The sequence below is a fragment of the Phenylobacterium sp. NIBR 498073 genome (genome assembly GCF_027286305.1).
Classification (GTDB): Bacteria; Pseudomonadota; Alphaproteobacteria; order Caulobacterales; family Caulobacteraceae; genus Phenylobacterium.
Map to the genome: position 1 here is coordinate 2,020,377 of NZ_CP114599.1, position 18,819 is coordinate 2,039,195.

The following is an 18,819-nucleotide window of genomic DNA, read 5'->3' on the forward strand; positions in this document are numbered from 1 at the left end:
GATGTTCAAGCTTCATGGCGCTAAGCCGATCACATCCGGCGGCCTGATCTTCCAAACCAGCGACCAGATCAATGGCTTCGCCTCCTGGGGCACGAACCCGAGCAATGCGGACCCGACCGGGGCCACCCTGATGAACTGGGGCAGCAACGCCATTTTCACGGTCAGCAAGGCCGGCGGCGGCCTATTCGAACTGGCCTCGCTCGACCTGGCCGACAACTACAACGTCGGGGCGGATAAGGGCCCGATCATTTCCGGCGCCCGCCGTCATGACGGGCGGCCTCGGATTGTGGGCCTTGCGGGGATAGACGGCTCACGACGGCCTCTACCCTGACTGGTGGCGAAGAATTTTTGCAGCCGCAGTCGGCTCGCGGTCAAGCCGCAGGTTCGAGGCGGATCTCGCGCGCCGTTCGGCTGGCGACCTTGAGACCGTAGAGGTCCTTCACGGCGCCCACGAAAGCCTCGGTGTCGCCGGTCTCGAACGATCCGGAGACGGGCGTCCTGGCAAGGCCCGCCTCGCCAAGGACGACCTTGGTGGCGCTATAGCGGTTGACCTGCTCGATCGCCGACTGAAGCGGTTGGTCCTGGAAGACCAGCCGGCCACTCGTCCAGCTGGTGGCCGCCACCGCGTCGATCGGCCTGGGCGCTGGAGCAGCAGTAGAAGTCCGGATCTCCTCGCCAGGGGCGAGCGTCCAGGACCTGCCGCTTGTGGCGGACATCACTTGCACCTTGCCTTCGACCAAGATGACCTGGACGCCGTCCTTGTCCTGGCGGACGTCGAACCGGGTTCCGAGCGCGCGCACCGACGTCCCATTCGACTGGACGACGAAGGGCCGGGCAGGGTCGTGAGCCACCTCGAAGAAGGCCTGGCCGCGGACCAGTACGATGGATCGCTCGCTTGGCCGCATGCGCACGCGCAGCTGGCTGTCGGTGTCGATGTGAAGACGCGAGCCATCCGCCAGGCGCACCAGGCGCTGCTCGCCTACGTCGGTGGAGTAGGCCGTCCCCATGTAAGCGCGGTAGCCATAGACAAGCGCCGCGCCGCTAGATGCGACCAGGAAGGCGGCGATCAGGCCTTTGAGCACTGGCCCGGGGCGGCCGGGCTTCTTGCGATCAAGCGCTTCCTGGGCTGCGGCCTTGATCTCCTCGTCGGCCTTCAGCGCCTCGATGCGTTTCCAGAAGGCGTCGATGTCGTCATAGGCCTGACGGTTGTCGCCGATATTCCGCCATTCGCGGAATTCGCGAAGGCACTGGGTGGTGATGGTTGTGTTGTTGAGTTTCGCATACCAGCGGGCCGCCTCATCGCGGGTCTCTTTGGCGATGGGGTCCCTGCCGTCCATGGGTCCAGCCTTGCCTAGTCGCGCAAGGCCTCCTCGCAGAGGGCCAAGGCGCGAGACATACGATACTCGACGGCCTTTACACTAAGGCCCCGCTCCACGGCGATCTCGGCGTACGACATCCCGTGGAAGCGATTCAATATAAACACGTCCCGGTAGAGTTCGGGAAGTCCCAGGATGATCTGCTTCAGTAGCAGGGTCATTTCCTGGTCAGCGTCCGTGAACGGCGCAAGGTGATCGGGGAGGGCGTCGACCTGAAGCGCGACGCCGCCGCGAACCTTGAATTTCCTCGCCTCGTCGATCGCGATGTTCCGGGCGATGCGCTGGAGGAAGGCGCGGGGGTGCCTCGCAACTTCACCTGAGGCCAGCGCGCGAACGAGGGTTTCTTGGGCGATGTCGTCGGCGTCCGCCCTCTGTTGTGGCGAGCTCCGACGAAGGTCCTGGACGACTTCTCGCGCTACGTCGTGGCCTGGAAGCTGTGCACGACCATGAAGGCCGACGACGTCACCGACACCCTGGAGCTGGCGCTCAAGGCCTCCGGCTGCGACCAGGTCCACGTCCGGCACAAGCCGCGTCTGCTGTCGGACAATGGCTCGAGCTACATCTCTGGCGAACTGGCCCAGTGGTTGGGCCGGCAGGACATCACCCACGTCCGCGGCGCGCCCTATCATCCCCAGACCCAGGGCAAGATCGAGCGCTGGCATCAGACCCTGAAGAACCGCATCCTGCTGGAAAACTACTTCCTGCCCGGCGTGGAGGCCCAGATCGGAGCCTTCATCGAGCACTACAACCACGCCCGCTATCACGAGAGCCTGGACAACGTGACGCCGGCCGACGCCTACTTCGGACGGGCTGCCGACATCCTGCGCCGCCGCGCCAGCGTCAAGCGACAGACCCTCGAACATCGGCGCTTGCAGCACCGCAAAATCGCCGCCTAGATATCAACCCCAGACGAGCCCAATCCTCCGCTAAATCCAAAGCCCCACTGTCCCAAAACTTCTGACGACGGACACTTCTCGCCCTGCGGTCCGCAGGCTGACCGCCAGAGACGTCGGGCGCCCGAAAGTGCGGGGCGCTGGCGTCCAGGGCGGCGATGGGGCCAGTCAGGCTTTGCGTTTGATGAAACCCTCAAGTCTGCTCGACTGCGCCACGGTGTTGGAGATCGTGCCGTACTTGCGGACATTCTTATGCAGCAGCTCAAGGCGTTGATCGCTCTCGTCTGTGTCTATGATCAGCTCGTAGTCGACCGAAACCATCATGGGCGGGGCGTCCTGCCGGACCCCATGCAGCCTGACCTCCACCCCTCGGAGATCGAAGTTGAGCATCGGCGTCGCGCGCTCGATACCCTTGATCATGCAGGCGGCGATTGAAGCTAGAAAAAGCTCGGCCGGATTGAAGGCGTCGGGGCGTCCGTTCACGTCCGTATCCAAGACGATTTCGGCCCCCTTGCAGGCGGCGAGGCTGCCGTGTTGATCCTGTCGTCGCGCGGTGACGTGGTACTCAAGCATCGGAGACCTCAAGCTGTGCCGGGGACGAGGAATACCGGCGGTTCGTCCGTCGGCTTTTCGAGGAGCTGCTGTTCCGTCAGACGAGCATAGACCTCGATCAGGTTGTCGTCAGGAGCCACTGCTCGTGCAAGGGCGCGCCTCGGGCATGGCCGCTAGCGCCTCATGGGAACAAACGGGCCTCGTCATGCCTTGATCGGCCTCGCGCCCTTCATCGTCGGCGGCCCGGCGAGCGCCATTGTGTTCGACGATGTATGGAAAAGGGCGCCGCAGATGCGCCAGTCGCCGAGCGGCCCTGGCGCCGCTTCTAGAACCTAGCGCCTGAGCGAGTGTCCGGTCCGCCCAGACGTCAGGCGACGCCGTGTGATCGCACCTCGGCGCCGAGCCCCTGAATGGGACAATTGCGCCCGGCCGCAGGCGTCAGGGTGGACTTTCGCGGCCTAGGCATTAGTAGGCGCTGCAATGTCGGGCTCGCGCACAACAGGCCTCAGGACGCCAGCCATCGCGCTGGTGCTGGCGTGCATGGCCATCGCCCTGCGCGTCTTCGTCCCGCATGGCTACATGGTGGCCACGACCGCGCCTTCGGGGACAATTCCGATTGTGCTCTGCACCTCGCAGGGTGCGCAGACCGTAATCATTGATGAGGCGGGCCAGGTCGTTTCGCCTCAGCCGCACGCCCCGATTGACCAACCCGGCGATCAGAGGGGCGATAGTCCTTGCGCGTTTTCGGGCTTCGGCGGCGCTTTCGCTGCCCAGGCCCCGATGCTCTTTGCGACAGCGCACTGGACTTGGATCCGGCAATCCATAGTCGTTGAGCCCCAGACAACGCCCGGCCGCGGACTTGCCGCGCCGCCGCCGCCGGCCACCGGACCCCCGCTTCAGATCTGACCCCGCCGAACTCCCGCGCGCAACAGCGACGGCTCGCGCGCATGTGCATCAGATCTAAGGCTCATTTCATGTCTCGTTCGTTCAACGGCCGTACGGCCGTGCTCATGGCTGGCGCCTGCGTCGCCGCCCTCGCTACCCCGCTTTCCGCCCAGGCCCAGCCCGCAACCGCGCTCCCCCCCATTCAAGCCCGCGCGGCGTCAGAGGACGCCAGCGCGTCCAGATCGCCGAGCCAGATCGAGCTGACCGGCGAGACGCTCGCGCGGCGCGCCGCCGGCTCGGCCGACACCATGTCGCTGATCGCGGGTGAGCCGGGCATGGCTGTCTCCGCCAATGGCGGCATATCCAGCCTTCCGGTGATGCGGGGGCTGGCCGATAGCCGGGTTCTGGTGACGGTCGATGGCGTCGAGATCACCACCTTCTGCCCCAACAATATGAATCCCCCCGGCTCCTACATCCTGCCTGGACGGGTGGAGGGCATCTCCATCTTGCCGACCCTCTCGCCGGTCAGCGCCGGCGGGGACAACATCGCCGGCGTCATTGCCGTGACCACGCGGGCGCCAACCTTCGCCACCGAGGGCAAGGGCCTGCTCGTGACCGGCGAGGTCGGCGCCAGCTATCGTAGCGTCGCCGACGCCGTCGGCGCGACCGTCCAAGCCTCGGTCGCAGGAGAGCGGTACAGCATTGGCTACGAGGGCGCCTGGAACCGCGCGGGCAACTACAAGACGGGCGGGGGGCGGCGCGTCCGCTCGACCCTGTACGAGGCATACGACCAGGCGCTGACGCTTGCGCTGTTGACCGACCAGGGCGTGCTCAGCCTGCGCGCCGGCAAGCACTTCTCCCCATACGAGGGGTTTCCCACCCAGCGCATGGACCTGACCGAGAACGACAGCAGCTTTGCTGATCTTCGCTACGACGGGACCTACGGCTGGGGTGAAGTGACGGCCAAGGCGTCGTGGCGCTCGGTCGACCACGAGATGAACTTCCTGAGCGACAAGGGCGGATCGGCCGCCGGCGGCATGCCGATGAACACTCAGGGACGCGATCTTAGCGCCGCCCTGGCGGCAAGCATGCCGCTGAACGACGGCGGAGCGCTGCGCGTCGGGGGCGAGGCCCATCGTGCCGACGTCGACGACTGGTGGCCCCCCGTGGCGGGCAGCGCGATGATGGGGCCGCAGACCTATTGGAACATCAAGAACGGCCGTCGGGAACGGACGGGACTCTGGGCGGAGTGGGAAGGAAGGCGTTCGGCGCAATGGACCACCCTGCTCGGCGCGCGTGTCGAGCATGTCGAGACGGACGCCGGTCCGGTTCAGCCCTATGCCTGGGGCGGCATGATGAACATGGCCGACGCCAAGGCCGCGCTCGCCTTCAACGCCCGCGACCGGGGCCGTGCCGATGACAATGTGGATGTCACAGCCAAGGCGATCTGGCGGGCGAATGATACGACAAGTGTCGAGTTCGGCTACGCTCGCAAAACGCGCAGCCCCACGATCTACGAGCGCTACGCCTGGGGCATGGGGATGATGTCGAGCTCAATGACGTCCTTCGCCGGCGACGCCAACGCCTATGTCGGCGATCCTGATCTTGAGCCTGAGGTGGCGCACAATCTGGCTGCGACGGTTAAGTTCGCCAGTTTGGACGGAAGGCGCGGCCTGACGCTCAGCGCCTACGATTCGCGTGTCGAGCACTTCATCGACGCCGTGAAACTGGCGGACCTGGCCAAGGGCTTTGTGCAGCTTCGCTTCACCAATGTGGACGCCCGGATCTATGGCTTCGACGCAAGCGGTCACGCGCAGCTCTGGGACACCTCGGCGTTCGGGCGAGGGACCTTTACGGGGGGGCTGTCGTGGGTCGAGGGTGAGAACCGCGACAGCGGCGACAGTCTCTATCACATGACCCCGCTTACGCTTCGGCTGGGCGTGGAGCAGGTGAAAGGGCGCTGGACCAACCAGGCTGAGTTGGAGCTCGTCGGTGAGAAGGACGCGGTGAACGCACTGCGCCGCGAGCCGATGACCGCCGCCTATGCCCTGCTCAGCCTGCGCTCTGGCTGGAAGGGCGAGCGTGTGCGGGTGGATCTCGCCGTCGAGAACCTGCTTGACGCCTCCTACGATCTGCCGCTCGGAGGCGTGTCGTTCGGAGACTTCAAGGCCGAGGGCGGCGTCCCCCCGATCCATCCCCTGCCGGGGCTGGGGCGGTCGATCAACCTCAATCTGGCCTATGCGTTCTGAGCTTGAGGCGCCGCCATATCGATCTCCGACTGGCCGGGGCGATCAGCGCCTCGACCATCTTGCACGCCGCGGCGTGGGTGGCAGCGACCCATGGGCCGCCGGCCGAGCCTGCGGCGCGGCAAATCCTGGTCGTCCAGCTGGTTGCGGCGCCGGCTTTGGCGCAAAGGCCGCCTGCGCCAGCCTTGCCCGCTCAAACCGAGCCAGCCCAAACCCGGCCCGCCCCGACGGGCCTTGCCATGGCGAGGTCGGCGGCCGGCCCAACTCCGACGCCGGATCCGTCCCTGGTCCCAGCGAGCCTCACCGGACCCACGGCGAAAGCCGTGGCTCCAATGGGCCCGCCAGTTGCGGTCATCCCGACTGATGATGGCGCCGACGCCAGACCTGCGAGCCCCTCGCTCGATGACTACCGGCGGCGCGTGTGGACCCATCTGGCGACGCATGCGCCTTCGGCTCCCCCGGGAACAGGGTCGGCGAGGGTGATGTTCGGGCTCGATGAGACCGGCGGCGTGCTCTTCGTGCGACTTGCGCGCTCCAGCGGTCGCCCGGCGTTCGACAGAGCCTGCCTAGCGTCGGTTCGCGCGGCCGCGCCCCTTCCGTCGCCGCCGGCTGGGACAGCCCGCGCTGATCTGGTGTTCGAGGTTCCAATTGAGGCCGCACGAGCCCAAGGCGCGAGGGGACGATGAGGCGCCGCGACGCCTTGGACCCTGCGAAAGGCGGCCTGTCGGGGCGAAATCCCGGTCTCTCCGGAGAGCGACCGGCGGGAAGGTCAGCACGATGGCGTGGCTCGCGGTGACGCCGACGAGATGGGCTGGGCCGTGGGCCGACGTGGCGCTTCAACCCCCAACTGGAGCGTCCACCTGTAGCGATTTGAAGCACGGCGCGCCGGTAAATCGTCAGTCCTCGTCCGCCAACCACAGTTCGTGGGCGTCGAGAGCGAGCTTGAGCAGCGCGCGATGGGCCACGGAGCGGGCGGCCAGCTCGATGCGGCGCGCCTCGTAGGTCTGGCGTTCAGCCAGCAGGCGGTCCGAGAGATCGCGCTCGCCCAGCTCGTAGGCGCGGGAGACCCGGCGCGAGGCCTGTTGGGCCGCGCCGAGCGCCAGGGCCGCGTCCCGCCAGGCGTCGAGGGCGGCCGAGGCGGCGATGACGTCGGAATGGGCGGTGGCGCGCACCTCGCGGGCGGTCATGGCGTATCGCGCCTCGGCGGCCGAGGCGAGCGCCGACTGCTGGTCCGCCGCGGCGCTACGGCGGGCGCCGCCGAACGGGGCGGAGATGAAGACGCCGACGCCGCTTTCCTCGCCGCCGCGTTCGCTGAAAGTGCGCACGCCGATGACGGGGTCGGGCACGCGGTCCTGGCTGAACCTGCGCGCTAGGAAGCGTTCCCGATCGGCAAGCGCGCGGGCGATGACGACCTCATGGCTGCGCTGGACGATCAGATCGCTCCACTCGGCGAGCGGGCGCGCGGGCGCCGCCGGCGCGGGCGTCAGCGGCGCGGCGTCAGGCGCCAGGCCTGGGTAGCGGGCCTCCAGCTCGGCGCGGGCGGTCCGCTCGGCGCCCTGCGAGCGCGCGAGCGCGGCGCGGGCGCGGGCCTCCGCGCCCTGGGCCTGCTCCAGATCGAGGAGGGCGGCGTCCTGAAGCTCGACGCGGCGCGCCAAGGCGCGAACCTCGCGTCCGTAGACTTCGAGCTCCTCGGCGTCGACGGCGCGGGACTCGGCGGCCTCGGCCCAGTTCAGATAGCGTTCGGCGAGATCGAGCGAGGCCTGGTGGCGGGCGTCGTCGACGCTGTTATGGGCGGCCTTAACGCCCGCCTCGCCGGCGGCGCGATCGAGGGCCGCCTTGGCGGGCATGCGAACGCCCCGCGCCGCCTGCAGCGACCACTCGCCGTAGGTTCGCTCGCCGCGCACGCGGCGGTCGTCAAAGGCGGCCGTGAAGGTGGTTTCATGTTCCCCGACGGCAAGCATCCGAGCCTGGGCCTGGGCCCCCCCGAGCATGGCGCGCGCCTCCATCAGGGCGGGCGAGCCCTCCAGGACCTCAAGAATCTTCTGATCCGGCGGCAGGAAGGCTGGGCGAGCCATGCCGGACTCGGCCGCCGTGGCCTCAGGCGCGAGCAGGAGGAGGGCGAACAGGGGAGCGATCAAGGGGGCGGGGCGCATCATGCAGTCTCCAGGACGGCGGCGCCGCGCTCGACCCCGAACCGGCGATAGAGGATGGGCAGCAGGATCAGGGTGAGCAGGGTCGAGGTCACCAGGCCCCCGACCACGACGATGGCCAGCGGGCGCTGAATCTCCGAGCCCGGTCCGGTGGCGGTCAGTAGCGGCACGAGGCCCAGGGCGGTGATGCTGGCGGTCATCAGGACCGGCCGCAGGCGCCGGCGCGCCCCTTCAGTCACGGCGGTGGCGACGTCGCGCCCGCGCTGGACCAGCTCGTTGAAATGCGTGACCAGCACCAGCCCGTTCAGCACCGCGATGCCGAGCAAGGCGATCAGGCCCACCGATGCCGGCACCGACAAATATTCGCCCGAGATCCACAGGGCCACGACCCCGCCGATCATCGCGAAGGGGATGTTGGCCAGGATCAGCAGCGATTGCCGTGTCGATTTCAGGCTGATGAACAGCACCAGGAAGATCAGCCCCAGGGCCATCGGCACCACCACCCCAAGGCGGGCGGCCGCGCGCTTCTGGTTCTCGAACTGGCCGCCCCAGGCGAGGCGGTAGCCGGCCGGCAGCGGCACGTCGCGCGCGACGTTGGCCTGGGCCTCCTTGACGAAGCCGACGAGGTCGCGGCCCTGGACATTGGCCTGGATGACGGCGAAGCGCGAGGCGTTCTCGCGGTCGATCTTCACCGGGCCCTCCCGGCGCTCGATGCGCGCCACGTCGCCGGCCCGCAGCAGGCCGCCGTCGGGCGTGGCGATCTGGGCCTGCTCGAACAGCGCCGGATCCTCGCGCAGGTCCTGGGGCCCCCTGACCAGGATCGGCGTGCGCTTGCCCTGTTCGAAGACCACGCCCGCAAGGGCGCCCTCGAGCTGGGCGCGCAACTCCTGCTGCAGGACCTCGGCGGACAGGCCGGCCCGGACGGCCGCGGCGCGGTCGACGTCCAGCTGGAGGTAGGTCACGCCGTCGCCCGCGACCGTGTAGACGTCGGACGCGCCGCGCGTCGTCTTCAGGGTCTCCTCGATGCGGCCGGCCAGGTCGCCGAGCGTCTTCAGGTCAGGGCCGAACACCTTGACCGCCAGGTCGCCCCGGCTGCCGGTGAGCATCTCCGAGACCCGCATCTCGATCGGCTGGGTGAAGGTGGCCTCCACGCCGGGGAACTGGGCGGCGACCTTGCGGATCTCCTCCGTGAGCCAGGCCTTGTCCTTCCGGCGCCAGTCCTTGCGGTCCGCCAGCACCAGGAAGCTGTCGGTCTCGTTCAGACCCATGGGATCGAGGCCCAGTTCGTCGGAGCCGACGCGGGCGACGATGCGCTCGACCTCCGGCACCTGGGCCAGGATCGCGCGCTGCACGGCCAGGTCCTGGCGGGCGCTGGCGTCGAGGTTGATCGAGGGCAGCTTGGCCAGCTGCATGAGGATCGCGCCCTCGTCCAGGGTCGGCATGAAGCTCTTGCCGATCAGGACGTAGGCGACCGCCGCCAGGACCATGCCGCCGCCGGCCGCCGCGTACACGGGCTTGGGCCTGGCCAGGGCGCGGGCCAGCTGGCGTTCATAGAACGGGCCAATCCTGCGCATGATCCAGGATTCGCGGTGCGCGTGGGCCTTCAGCAGCAGCGAGGCCAGGACCGGTATCACCGTGAACGACAGCAGGAGCGACGAGCCCAGGGCGAAGACGATGGTCAGGGCGACGGGCGCGAACAGCTTGCCCTCCAACCCCTGCAGGCTCAGCAAGGGCAGGAAGACCAGGCAGATGATCAGCACGCCCGAACCGACCGGCGCGGCCACCTCGGCCACGGCCTCGTAGATCACGTGCAGGCGCCGCGAGCCGGTGATGCTCGGATTGTCGAGCCGCTCGACGGTGTTCTCGACCACGACGACCGCCGCATCGACCAGCATGCCGATGGCGATGGCCAGGCCGCCCAGGCTCATCAGGTTCGCCGAGAGCCCGAACGCGCGCATCAGCAGAAAGGTCGTCAGCGCCGCCAGCGGCAGGGTGACCGCCACCACCGCGGCGGCCCGCAGGTCCCCAAGGAACAGCAGCAGCAGGATGACGACCAGCACCGTGGCCTCGACCAGCGCCTTGTTGACGGTGCCGGTGGCGCGCTCGATCAGGTCCGAGCGGTTGTAGAACGGGCTGACCTTCACGCCCTTGGGCAGCGAGGGCTCGATCTCCTTCAGGCGCGCCTCGACCGATCTCACGACCGCCTTGGCGTCGGCGCCGCGCAGGGCGATGACGATGGCCTCGGCGGCCTCGGCCTCGCCGTTCTGGGTGACCGCGCCATAGCGGGTGAGGGCGCCTTCCTGAACCTCGGCCAGGTCGCCGAGCCGGGCGGTTCCACCGCCGGGCAGCGGCACGACCGTGTCGCGCAGGTCGTCCAGGCTGGTGATCGCCCCGGCGACACGCACCACCAGAGCCTCCTCGCCCTCGCTCAGACGTCCGGAGCCGTCGTTGCGGTTGGAGGCGGGGATGGCGTCGATGAGCGCCTGGGAGGTCAGGCCCGAGGCGGCGAGGGCGGCGGGGTCGGGCGAGACCTCCAACGTCCTGGCCCGTCCGCCCAGGACATTCACGTCGGCGACGCCAGGAAGGCCGCGCAGGGCAGGACGGATGGTCCAGTCCAGCAGGGTGCGCTTCTGCTCGAGCGTCAGGCCCTCCCCCTCGATGGTGAACATATAGACGTCGGACAAGGGCGTGGAGATCGGCGAGAGGCCGCCGCTGACGCCCGCGGGCAGGGCGCCCAGAGCGTTGGAGAGGCGCTCTGCAGTTTGCTGGCGGGCCCAGTAGACGTCAGTCCCAGGCGCGAAATCGATGGTCAGGTCGGCGATCGCGTACTTGGCGGTCGAGCGCAGCATGGCCTGCCTGGGGATGCCCAGAAGCTCCATCTCCAACGGGGCGATGACCTGGCTCTCGACCTCCTCGGGCGTCATGCCGGGGGCCTTGAGGATGATCTTCACCTGGGTCGGCGAGATGTCGGGGAAGGCGTCGACGGGCAGATTCAGGAACGCGTTGATCCCGAGACCGATCAGGGCGAGCGCCAGCACCGCGGCCAGCAGCCGCTGCGACAGGGCGAAGGCGATGAGCTTGCGCATGCCTATCGCCCCAGGGCCGACTTCAGTTGCGCAGCGCCCGATGCGGCGACCCGCGCGCCGGTCGGGAGGCCGCTCACGACGGCCTCGGTCCCCGCAACGCCGACCACGGCGACGGCGCGCGCCTCGTAGCCCGCGCCGGTCTTGACGAAGACTCGCGCGCCGGCGGCGTCCTGGACCAGCGCCCCGCGCGGAACGGCCTGGGCGCCCGCGGGCGCCGGGGCGAGCAAGGTGACGGTGACGGTCTGGCCGAGCGCCAGGGCCGCGCCCCTGTCCAGTTCGGCCCGCAGCGGCAGCGAGCGGGTCTTGGGATCGATGCTCGCACCGACGGCGACCACCCGGCCGGCCGTATCGCCGACCCGCACGGGATAGCCGATCTTCAGCTTCTGGGCGATGGCGGGCGAAACCCGCGCCTCGATCCACAGCCTGTCGGCGCGGTCGAGGGTGACGGCCGGGGCCATGGCCTCCAGCCCGCCGCCCGGTTGGGCGTTCAGGGCGGCCACGCGCCCGGCGCTCGGCGCGCGCAGCACGTATTCGCCCGACGCGCCGCCGGCGCCCGACAACAGGCGGCGGCGCTCGTTGACCATGGCCCGGGCCTGGGCGGCGCGGGCCTGGGCTTCCTCAGCGCGGGCGCCGGCGATGACGCCCTCGTTGGCCAACTGCCGGGTGCGGCGGGCGGCGGCCTCGGCCACGCGCAGCTCGGCCTGGTTCTGGATGAGCTCGGAGGACACGGCCAGCGCGTCGCGGCTGAACAAGGTCACCAGCGGCGCGCCGGCCGTCACCGCCTGGCCCTCCAGGACGTGGACGCGCAGCACTGTTCCGGCGAATGGCGCGGCGACCACCCGGCGGTCGTTCAGCGGCGGGGTGACCGTGGCCGGGACGGCGGCCAGCGGCGCGCCCGAGGCGGGCCTGGCCGTGGCCAGCACGACGCCCATCGCCTTCTCCTGAGCCGCGCTCAGGGTCAAGGGCCCAGCGGCTAACGTTGGCGTTGGCGTTGTCGAGACGGCCATGGCGAGGGCGGCGGCGAGGCTTGAGCGGACGGCGGGCATGGACTCCTCGGGGCTTGAGCCGTCCCCCGATGCGCCGCCAGGCTGAAGTCATCCTGAAGCGAAGCTGAAACGGACCTGACAAGACGCAGTCAGGTTCGCTTCAGCCGTCGGTGCTAGAAGAGGAAGCCAGTCCAGGGAGACCGCCGCCCATTCGCGTCCTGCTCGTCGAAGACGATCCCGAAATCGCCCGCCGCCTTGGCGCGGCGCTGACCAATGCTGGCTTCGTCGTGGAGAACGCCGCCGACGGTGAGACCGGGCTGCTGCTGGGCCAGACCAACGACTTCGACGCGGTGGTCCTCGACCTCGGCCTGCCACGCCTGCCGGGCCTGGAGGTGCTCAAGCAGTGGCGGCGCGAAGGCCGCGACGTCCCCGTGCTGGTGCTGACCGCGCGCGATGCCTGGACCGATCGCGTCGAAGGCCTGAACGCCGGCGCCGACGACTACTTGGGCAAGCCGTTCCAGAACGCAGAGGTGGTGGCGCGGCTGCGCGCCCTGACCCGGCGCTCGGCCGGCCGCTCATCGCCCGTCATGCGGCGTGGCGACATCGTGCTCGATCCTGTCGCCGGCACGGTCCAGCGCGGCGAGGAAACCATTGAGCTGACGGCGCGCGAGCTGAAGGTGTTGGTCTATCTGATGCATCGGGCCGGCCGCGTCGTGTCGCAGGGCGAGCTGATCGATCATGTCTACAGCCTGGACGAGACGCGGGAGTCCAACACGATCGAGGTCTATGTGGCGCGGCTGCGTAAGAAGCTGGGCAAGGACGCGATCCGGACCATCCGCGGGCTGGGCTACAAGTTCATCTGATGCGCCATCTCTGGACCAGCTTCCGCACCCGCCTGCTCGTCGGGGCCGCCATCTGGATCATCGCCGGCATGGCCCTCAGCGGCTTCCTGCTGTCGGAACTTTTCAAGGCGCACGTGACGCAGCAGTTCGACGACGAGCTGCACGGCCACGCCGCCGAGCTGGCCGTCCTGGTGGGCGTCGCGCCCGACGGCAAGCTGTTCCTGCATCGGCGGCTTAGCGATCCGCGCTTCCTGCCCGCGGACTCGGGGTTTTACTGGCGGGTCGAGGCCGAGACCGGGGCTTCGATCGGCTCGCCGTCGCTGGCTGGCCGGCCTCTGCCCTTGCCAGGCCCCTTTCCGACCGCCGGCGCCGAGCGGCACGTCTTTGTCACCGGGCCCTCCGGCCAGCTGCGCCTGGTCGAGCGGGCGGTCGCAGCGCCGGGCGCGCCGCAGCTGCGTATCGGCATCGGGGTCGACCAGCGCCTGCTGGACGAGGTGCTGGCCCACTTCAACAGGACGCTGTTTCTCTCGCTCGCCATCGTGGCCTTGGGCCTGATCGCCGCGGCGATCCTGCAGGTGTGGTTCGGGCTGCGTCCGCTGAGCGGAATGCGGCAGGCGCTGTCGGAGGTCCGAATGGGCAGGGCCAGCCGCCTGCCCGAGGATCTTCCCAGCGAGGTCCGTCCCCTGGCGGTCGATCTCAACGCCCTGCTGGAGGGCAATCTCGAGATGCTGCGGCGCGCCCGCACCCAGGCGGGCAATCTCGCCCACGCCCTGAAGACGCCCCTGGCCATCCTGCTGGACGAGGCTGAGCGTCTGCGTCGGGCCGGACAGGACGAGGCGGCCGAGGTGATCGAGGCGCAGTGTGAGCGCATGCGCCGGCAGATCGACTACCAGATCGCCCGGGCCCGCGCCGCCGCGCTCAAGCGCGCCCCGGGCGTCGCGGCCGAGGTCAAGGGGACGCTGGAGCCGATCATCGCCGCAATGCGTCGCCTGCATGGCCGTCGCGGCGTCACCTATGCGGTCGCCTACGAAGCCGACGCGACGGTCGCGGTCGATGCGCAGGACCTGGCTGAGATTCTCGGAAACGTGCTCGATAACGCCGGAAAGTGGGCGAACGCTCGCGCCGAGGTCTCGGTGCGGCGCAGGGGCGAGATCGTGGAGATAGTCGTCGACGACGATGGCCCTGGACTGCCGCCCGAGAGCTACGAGCATGTCTTCGGTGTGGGAGAGCGGCTTGATGAACGCACGCCGGGCCATGGCCTGGGCCTCTCGATCGTCAGGGATCTGGTCGGCCTCTACGAGGGCCAAGTCACCCTTGATGCTTCGCCGCAAGGAGGGCTTCGACTGATCCTGGCCTTCCCGATGGTTCACGCCTAGCGCCGCCACCTTCGCACCCTCGGGGTCCGGGCTGCGCGGAGAGGCGGCAGTTCAGCGAGCGTCGGGGGAGGCGCCGCTAGCCAGCTGCCTGAACGATCGGATGGTTGGGCGCGTCACTGCGTTTACGCAGCAGGACCAGCGCGGCGGCGGCCACCAGCGCCGCGCCGGCCAGGCTCGTCACATATGCGGCGCCGACGAAGAAGGGCAGCCATGGAAGGTCGACGGCCGCGAAGTTGCGGACCAGCAGAAGGACAACGCTGCCCAGATAGCCGGAGGCGTCCGCGACGTAGATCAGGAAACCCGCACAGCGGTGATCACCGCCGCACCACCTCTCGGCGCTCGACCACCTGTCTTCGCTCAGGCGTCCGTCGCACCAGCGGCCCACTACGGGCGTTGCGACCAGTGAGATAGTCGAGCGCCTGGCTGGTCGCATCGACCTGGTCGTCGTGTTTGCCAGCAGGGAAGGCGAGCAGCTCCCTCACATACTCCCCCAGCCAGGGCGCTTCATGCGGCAGATGCACCTGTCCGGCTTCGAAGCGTGCGGACTGCGCCTCCAGCCGCACGCGCTTCTCGTGATAGGGTCGGATCAGGATCGGGCGCAGGAGACCGGCCCGCCGCAAGTCCTGCCCCAGCGCCCGCCCAAGCTCAGTGTCTTCGATGATCGTTGTGTCGGCCTCCCAGCGCATGGCGACATCGACAATGGTTCGGCGCAGATCCGGCGCCTCCAACCGGTCGCGCACGACATCGAGCAGATAGTAGTCGAGCCCCTTGGCGCCCCACACCTGACCGACCGACCAGTCCGAGGTCTCGTTCAAGGTCGAGGCCGTATCCCAGGAGACGATGAGCCGGTCGAAGGTCTCGGGCGGGGCGTCGCAGTACCTCAGCCACTCGCGCCGAATGACGTTGCCGCCAGCCGGCGCCGGCTGCTGCTGGTACTGGGCCTGGAAGAGCAGACTGCCCTGGGCGCGGCGAAGTTCGTTCAGCACGTCGATCGGCTCGCGTTCGGGCATGAGCAGATCGCCAGCGCGCCGACGATGCATGTCGCCGCGACGACCACTCAACGGGTGGACAGTGTCCTCGGTGGCGATGGCGGGGAAGGAGACCACCTCCCAGTCACCGCGCTCCAGCACGTGGCCGACGAGATCGTCTTCGTGCAGCCTCTGCATGATGATCACCACCGCCCCGCGGGTCTTGTCATTGAGACGGGTGATCAGGGTGTTGTCGAAGAAGTCATTGACCCGCCGGCGCGACGCCTCCGAGAGGGCGTCCAAGCCCTTCAGAGGGTCATCGACAATGATGACGTCCGCCCCGCGGCCGAGGATTGCGCCGCCCACGCCCGAGGCGAAGCAGGAGCCGAAGCGCGAGGTTCGAAGCTCCAGATCCCGGAGCCGGGCCATCTGGGTGTCGGGGAACAGCGACTGATACCAGTCGCTCTCGGCGATTGCCCGACGCTTGATGCTGAAATCCCGCGCCAGGTCCTCGGTGTGCGAGACGCAGATCATCTTCAGGGTCGGATCATGCCCCCAGAGGAACATCGGCCAGGCGATGGTCGCCAGGACCGATTTTCCCGACCTAGGCGGGACATTAATGATCAGCCGGCGGCATTCGCCGCGCATGACGCGGGCGAGCTGCCAGGCGATCGCCTCGTAATGCCAGCCCATGACGAACTGGGTTCCGGGATCGATGTCGCGGAACACGCGCTGTACGAAGGCCAGCAGATCCTGACGTAGAACGGCTTCGAGAAGCCTTGTCCGATCAGACACGGGCGCCTCCGCGGCCGAGCCGTCGCAGCGCTTCGGCGAGGAGTGCGGCGTCCTCGTCCGTCATGCCCTCGCCGACGGCTTCCGCCTTCGGCTCCAGGGCCGACAGCATGTCGACAATCATCGGAAAGGTCCTGATCGCGATCTTTGGATCGTTGACGGCGGCACCTATCATGCGGCGAAGGACCGCTTCCATGACCGTGAGTTCCCGGTCGCCCGCCGAGATTGAGCTTTTCAGGACCTCGACGAGGATCTGGTGGAGCTCGTCCTTCAGCGACGGTGACTTCTTCGCCCGCCGTCCCGCGGGGTTAGGGGATGGGCCGCCCTTCTTCCACTGGTGCTCCTTGCCGATGTTCTTGTAGCCGGGCTTGCCGTCACCGGGCTGACGCCCGGCCGGCTGATTGCGGTGTTTTCCCATGCCGGCGGCCTCACGCGGCGGCCACGGGTGAGGCTGCACGCTGGTCGAGGAGAGCCTCGAGGGTGAGGCCGGTCTCCTCATGGATCATGGGGCGGTCCACGACCGCCTGCAGCCGGCGAACCGCCACCTCGAAGTAGATCGGGTCGATCTCGACGCCGACGCCCACCCGGTTCACCCGGTTGGCGGCGACGACCGTCGAGCCAGTGCCCATGCAGGGGTCGAGGATCACGTCGCCAACGTTTGTCACGTCCAGGATCGCCTCGGAGAGGAGCTGGACCGGCTTGACGGTGGGGTGTGCGTCGAGCGCGGCCTTCCGGTCGACGCCGAACTGAGCCATGCCGCTGCTGGACCACAGCGTCGTCCGATTGCGGCCGTGCTTGCCGAGCTGGACGTTGTTGACGGCGATGCGCTCGCCCTTCGCCAGCACCAGTACGAACTCCACCTGGTGGCGGTAGACTCCGCCCATGCCGCCGGCGGTCTTATCCCACGCCACCGTGCAGATGTGGCTCAGGCCCAGAGATCGCGTCGCCTGCGTGAGACCGTACATGCCGCGGTGGTCGATGAAGAGGAAGACGGCCCCGTTCTGGACGACATGCGGGACCGAGGCCCCGAGCAGCTCGGAGAAAAAGCTGATCGCCTCCGGCTCGCTCATGGAGGCGCCTTCGACGAAATCCTTATGCCTGGCGCTGACGACGCCCTCGATCGGCACCAGGCCGTAGGGGACATCGGAGAACAGCATCCGCACCGGCATGCCGCCCACAGCCTGGGCGATGACGGTCGGATCCTTTGCGTCGCCGCAGACCAGCCGATGCACTGGCGCGCCATCAGCGCTGGGATCGAAGATGAAGGTGTCGCCGTGTTGGAGGAGGGAAGTCTTCTCCGCCGTGGGGCTGTCTTCGTCGGCCGGCTTCTCGAAGCCGGAGAGAAGCAGGCCGTCGATCTTGCCCATAGGAAGCAGGGTGTGGGCGACCAGATCTGGGTCGATCTGGATCAGTCCTTCGACGCTGAGCTTGAGCTGCTCGACATCCCACTGCCCCATCTCCAGCAGGGCGTGATGGGCGATACGGAACGTCTCGACCTCCGCTTCGCTCAAGTGGTCAGCGCGCTGGACGTAGACGGTGGTGTGGCCGAGCGTCTTCAGCGCCTCCCAGAGGAGGTGGCCGTCGATGATGCGGTTGTCCTTGTCGACCAGGATCGGAGCAACCACGCCGAAACGGCGGATGGTCGAGACGAGTTTGTCGAGCTTGCCGCGCGGGTGCTTCCGCACCCGGCGCTCGGCGGGTTTCAGCTGATCGATTGGGATCGGTATGAAGGTGGAAGGACGCTCAGTTTGCAGAGCTGTCGAGGTCTGGGGGCGCTGACGAACGCGCACGGCGTTCGAGTTTGGCTGGGGCATTTGGGCCTCCGAGATGACGTGAACCCGGCCATCGACGTCGTTCACCTCCTTTCGGAGGCGCCAGTTCGTTGATTAGCCAGCTTCGCCGCTGCTCAGAACCATTCGGTCCCAAAATGCCGCTCGCTGTCCGTTGGGCGTCCGGACCCAGACAGGTTGCCGTAGATTCGGCAAATTGTGAAGATTGGGGCGGGTTCTGTGTCGGCGCGGCCCCGTGCACCATCCGACGCAACGTCGAAATGGGCGTAATTTGACTCCAAGCGGTCGTCAGGACCGTCCGCTCCCGTCGTCGAGCTTTGGCGCCGTTGGGCCCCGAGACAGCGAAGCGGATATCCGCCCCGTCGTCGCCCGGCATCGCGGTCCCGCGCCGGCGTGGTTGCAGTCGACTGGTAGCCTGTCGCAACGCGCAAGCGGACAACCTGACCGGTGTCCCAGGCCGCCGGGTTCATGCGCGTGACCACTAGCATTTCCGGTAACTCCGCACTGTCTCCTCGGTGATCCCGAGATGTTCAGTTCGCTGAAATCCGACCGAGCGTGCGGCTCGTTTGCCTTCAAGGACCCCGCCTACCTCAGGGATATCCTCGGGAGCGCCGGTCTCGACAAAGCCGGCTTCGACGCCTGGAGCGGGGACCTGCCGTTCGCGGGGCGGGGAGCGTCATGCGCCGACGCGGTCACCTTTGCGCTGGAGGGCATGGCCTTCCGCGACAGGGCCGCGGCGCTCGATCCCCGGGCCCGGGACGCGCTCGCGCGTGACCTGGTAGATCGCTATAAAGACCACGCGACCGAACAAGACGTGATGATGCCCGCGCGGGTCTGGCTCGCGCAGGCGACAGCCTGATCAAGCCGGACGACAAAA

General features: G+C 68.4%; 16 protein-coding genes and 1 pseudogene. 6 read left to right on the top strand and 11 right to left on the bottom strand.

Features of this window, described 5'->3' with window-relative positions; genetic code table 11:
- Position 1: 1 nt before the first annotated feature.
- Positions 2 to 331, top strand: a complete 330-nt coding sequence (locus O4N75_RS10080) for a hypothetical protein (RefSeq protein WP_269629218.1) — start codon at positions 2 to 4, stop codon at positions 329 to 331.
- Positions 332 to 371: 40 nt separating this feature from the next.
- Here the strand turns inward: O4N75_RS10080 and O4N75_RS10085 are convergent, their stop codons facing one another.
- Positions 372 to 1,337, bottom strand: coding sequence for a FecR family protein (locus O4N75_RS10085; RefSeq protein WP_269629219.1), 966 nt, complete (start codon positions 1,335 to 1,337; stop codon positions 372 to 374).
- Between the two features lie 14 nt (positions 1,338 to 1,351).
- A complete protein-coding gene (locus tag O4N75_RS10090; protein WP_348649546.1) occupies positions 1,352 to 1,729 on the bottom strand; it encodes a sigma factor-like helix-turn-helix DNA-binding protein in 378 nt (125 codons plus the stop codon).
- Here O4N75_RS10090 and O4N75_RS10095 point away from each other — a divergent pair.
- Positions 1,715 to 2,272: pseudogene (locus tag O4N75_RS10095) on the top strand (integrase core domain-containing protein); the annotation flags it as partial. The gene O4N75_RS10090 and the pseudogene O4N75_RS10095 overlap by 15 nt on opposite strands.
- A gap of 165 nt (positions 2,273 to 2,437) precedes the next feature.
- Here the strand turns inward: O4N75_RS10095 and O4N75_RS10100 are convergent.
- Together O4N75_RS10100 and O4N75_RS10105 are read right to left on the bottom strand one after the other, a co-directional pair.
- Positions 2,438 to 2,842 (bottom strand): OsmC family protein, encoded by a 405-nt coding sequence (locus O4N75_RS10100; protein ID WP_269629220.1) that lies wholly within the window; start codon positions 2,840 to 2,842, stop codon positions 2,438 to 2,440.
- 1,066 nt (positions 2,843 to 3,908) lie between these two features.
- Positions 3,909 to 4,043, bottom strand: a complete 135-nt coding sequence (locus O4N75_RS10105; protein ID WP_269629440.1) for a hypothetical protein — start codon at positions 4,041 to 4,043, stop codon at positions 3,909 to 3,911.
- On the opposite strand from O4N75_RS10105, the gene O4N75_RS10110 reads away from it, so the two are divergent.
- On the top strand, positions 4,015 to 5,955 hold the full coding sequence (locus O4N75_RS10110; RefSeq protein WP_269629354.1) for a TonB-dependent receptor: 1,941 nt from the start codon (positions 4,015 to 4,017) through the stop codon (positions 5,953 to 5,955). The genes O4N75_RS10105 and O4N75_RS10110 overlap by 29 nt on opposite strands.
- A gap of 893 nt (positions 5,956 to 6,848) precedes the next feature.
- Here the strand turns inward: O4N75_RS10110 and O4N75_RS10115 are convergent.
- From O4N75_RS10115 to O4N75_RS10125, 3 genes are read right to left on the bottom strand one after another with little or no spacing between them, the layout of a single operon-like run.
- Positions 6,849 to 8,108 (bottom strand): TolC family protein, encoded by a 1,260-nt coding sequence (locus tag O4N75_RS10115; RefSeq protein WP_269629221.1) that lies wholly within the window; start codon positions 8,106 to 8,108, stop codon positions 6,849 to 6,851.
- Complete coding sequence (locus O4N75_RS10120) at positions 8,105 to 11,188, bottom strand: efflux RND transporter permease subunit (protein WP_269629222.1); 3,084 nt, start codon at positions 11,186 to 11,188, stop codon at positions 8,105 to 8,107. The genes O4N75_RS10115 and O4N75_RS10120 overlap by 4 nt, the downstream gene beginning before the upstream one ends.
- Positions 11,189 to 11,190: 2 nt before the next feature.
- The gene (locus O4N75_RS10125; RefSeq protein WP_269629223.1) at positions 11,191 to 12,120 is read right to left on the bottom strand and encodes an efflux RND transporter periplasmic adaptor subunit; all 930 of its coding nucleotides are present in this window, start codon (positions 12,118 to 12,120) and stop codon (positions 11,191 to 11,193) included.
- Positions 12,121 to 12,383: 263 nt separating this feature from the next.
- On the opposite strand from O4N75_RS10125, the gene O4N75_RS10130 reads away from it, so the two are divergent.
- Both O4N75_RS10130 and O4N75_RS10135 read left to right on the top strand, forming a co-directional pair.
- On the top strand, positions 12,384 to 13,037 hold the full coding sequence (locus O4N75_RS10130; protein ID WP_269629355.1) for a response regulator transcription factor: 654 nt from the start codon (positions 12,384 to 12,386) through the stop codon (positions 13,035 to 13,037).
- Positions 13,037 to 14,392: an ATP-binding protein gene (locus O4N75_RS10135; protein WP_269629224.1), complete on the top strand. Its 1,356-nt coding sequence runs from the start codon at positions 13,037 to 13,039 to the stop codon at positions 14,390 to 14,392. The genes O4N75_RS10130 and O4N75_RS10135 overlap by 1 nt, the downstream gene beginning before the upstream one ends.
- Positions 14,393 to 14,468: 76 nt before the next feature.
- On the opposite strand, the gene O4N75_RS10140 is transcribed toward O4N75_RS10135, so the two are convergent.
- Genes O4N75_RS10140 through O4N75_RS10155 form a run of 4 tightly spaced genes read right to left on the bottom strand, consistent with a single transcriptional unit; the run spans position 14,469 to position 17,966 of the window.
- Complete coding sequence (locus O4N75_RS10140; protein WP_269629225.1) at positions 14,469 to 14,777, bottom strand: DUF5690 family protein; 309 nt, start codon at positions 14,775 to 14,777, stop codon at positions 14,469 to 14,471.
- Entirely contained in the window at positions 14,707 to 16,155 is a 1,449-nt protein-coding gene (gene terL, locus O4N75_RS10145; RefSeq protein ID WP_269629226.1) for a phage terminase large subunit, read from the bottom strand. Before terL ends, O4N75_RS10140 begins: the two co-directional genes overlap by 71 nt.
- A complete protein-coding gene (locus O4N75_RS10150) occupies positions 16,148 to 16,570 on the bottom strand; it encodes a DUF5681 domain-containing protein (RefSeq protein WP_269629227.1) in 423 nt (140 codons plus the stop codon). The genes terL and O4N75_RS10150 overlap by 8 nt, the downstream gene beginning before the upstream one ends.
- A 10-nt stretch (positions 16,571 to 16,580) precedes the next feature.
- Positions 16,581 to 17,966 carry a DNA methyltransferase gene (locus O4N75_RS10155; protein WP_269629228.1) on the bottom strand — a complete coding sequence of 462 codons (1,386 nt, stop codon included), beginning with the start codon at positions 17,964 to 17,966 and terminating at the stop codon, positions 16,581 to 16,583.
- A 502-nt stretch (positions 17,967 to 18,468) separates the two neighbouring features.
- Here O4N75_RS10155 and O4N75_RS10160 point away from each other — a divergent pair.
- A complete protein-coding gene (locus O4N75_RS10160; RefSeq protein WP_269629229.1) occupies positions 18,469 to 18,801 on the top strand; it encodes a hypothetical protein in 333 nt (110 codons plus the stop codon).
- The last annotated feature ends 18 nt before the right edge of the window (positions 18,802 to 18,819 follow it).

What these genes read in the sequence shown, in the direction of transcription:
- O4N75_RS10080 (WP_269629218.1), top strand. Translation starts at nt 2, where the DNA reads ATGTTCAAGCTTCATGGCGCTAAGCCGATCACATCCGGCGGCCTGATC.
- O4N75_RS10135 (WP_269629224.1), top strand. Translation starts at nt 13,037, where the DNA reads ATGCGCCATCTCTGGACCAGCTTCCGCACCCGCCTGCTCGTCGGGGCC.
- O4N75_RS10110 (WP_269629354.1), top strand. Translation starts at nt 4,015, where the DNA reads ATGTCGCTGATCGCGGGTGAGCCGGGCATGGCTGTCTCCGCCAATGGC.
- O4N75_RS10100 (WP_269629220.1), bottom strand. Translation starts at nt 2,842, where the DNA reads ATGCTTGAGTACCACGTCACCGCGCGACGACAGGATCAACACGGCAGC.
- O4N75_RS10125 (WP_269629223.1), bottom strand. Translation starts at nt 12,120, where the DNA reads ATGGGCGTCGTGCTGGCCACGGCCAGGCCCGCCTCGGGCGCGCCGCTG.
- O4N75_RS10160 (WP_269629229.1), top strand. Translation starts at nt 18,469, where the DNA reads ATGTTCAGTTCGCTGAAATCCGACCGAGCGTGCGGCTCGTTTGCCTTC.
- O4N75_RS10120 (WP_269629222.1), bottom strand. Translation starts at nt 11,188, where the DNA reads ATGCGCAAGCTCATCGCCTTCGCCCTGTCGCAGCGGCTGCTGGCCGCG.
- O4N75_RS10115 (WP_269629221.1), bottom strand. Translation starts at nt 8,108, where the DNA reads ATGATGCGCCCCGCCCCCTTGATCGCTCCCCTGTTCGCCCTCCTCCTG.
- O4N75_RS10150 (WP_269629227.1), bottom strand. Translation starts at nt 16,570, where the DNA reads ATGGGAAAACACCGCAATCAGCCGGCCGGGCGTCAGCCCGGTGACGGC.
- O4N75_RS10105 (WP_269629440.1), bottom strand. Translation starts at nt 4,043, where the DNA reads ATGCCCGGCTCACCCGCGATCAGCGACATGGTGTCGGCCGAGCCGGCG.
- O4N75_RS10085 (WP_269629219.1), bottom strand. Translation starts at nt 1,337, where the DNA reads ATGGACGGCAGGGACCCCATCGCCAAAGAGACCCGCGATGAGGCGGCC.
- O4N75_RS10155 (WP_269629228.1), bottom strand. Translation starts at nt 17,966, where the DNA reads ATGCCCCAGCCAAACTCGAACGCCGTGCGCGTTCGTCAGCGCCCCCAG.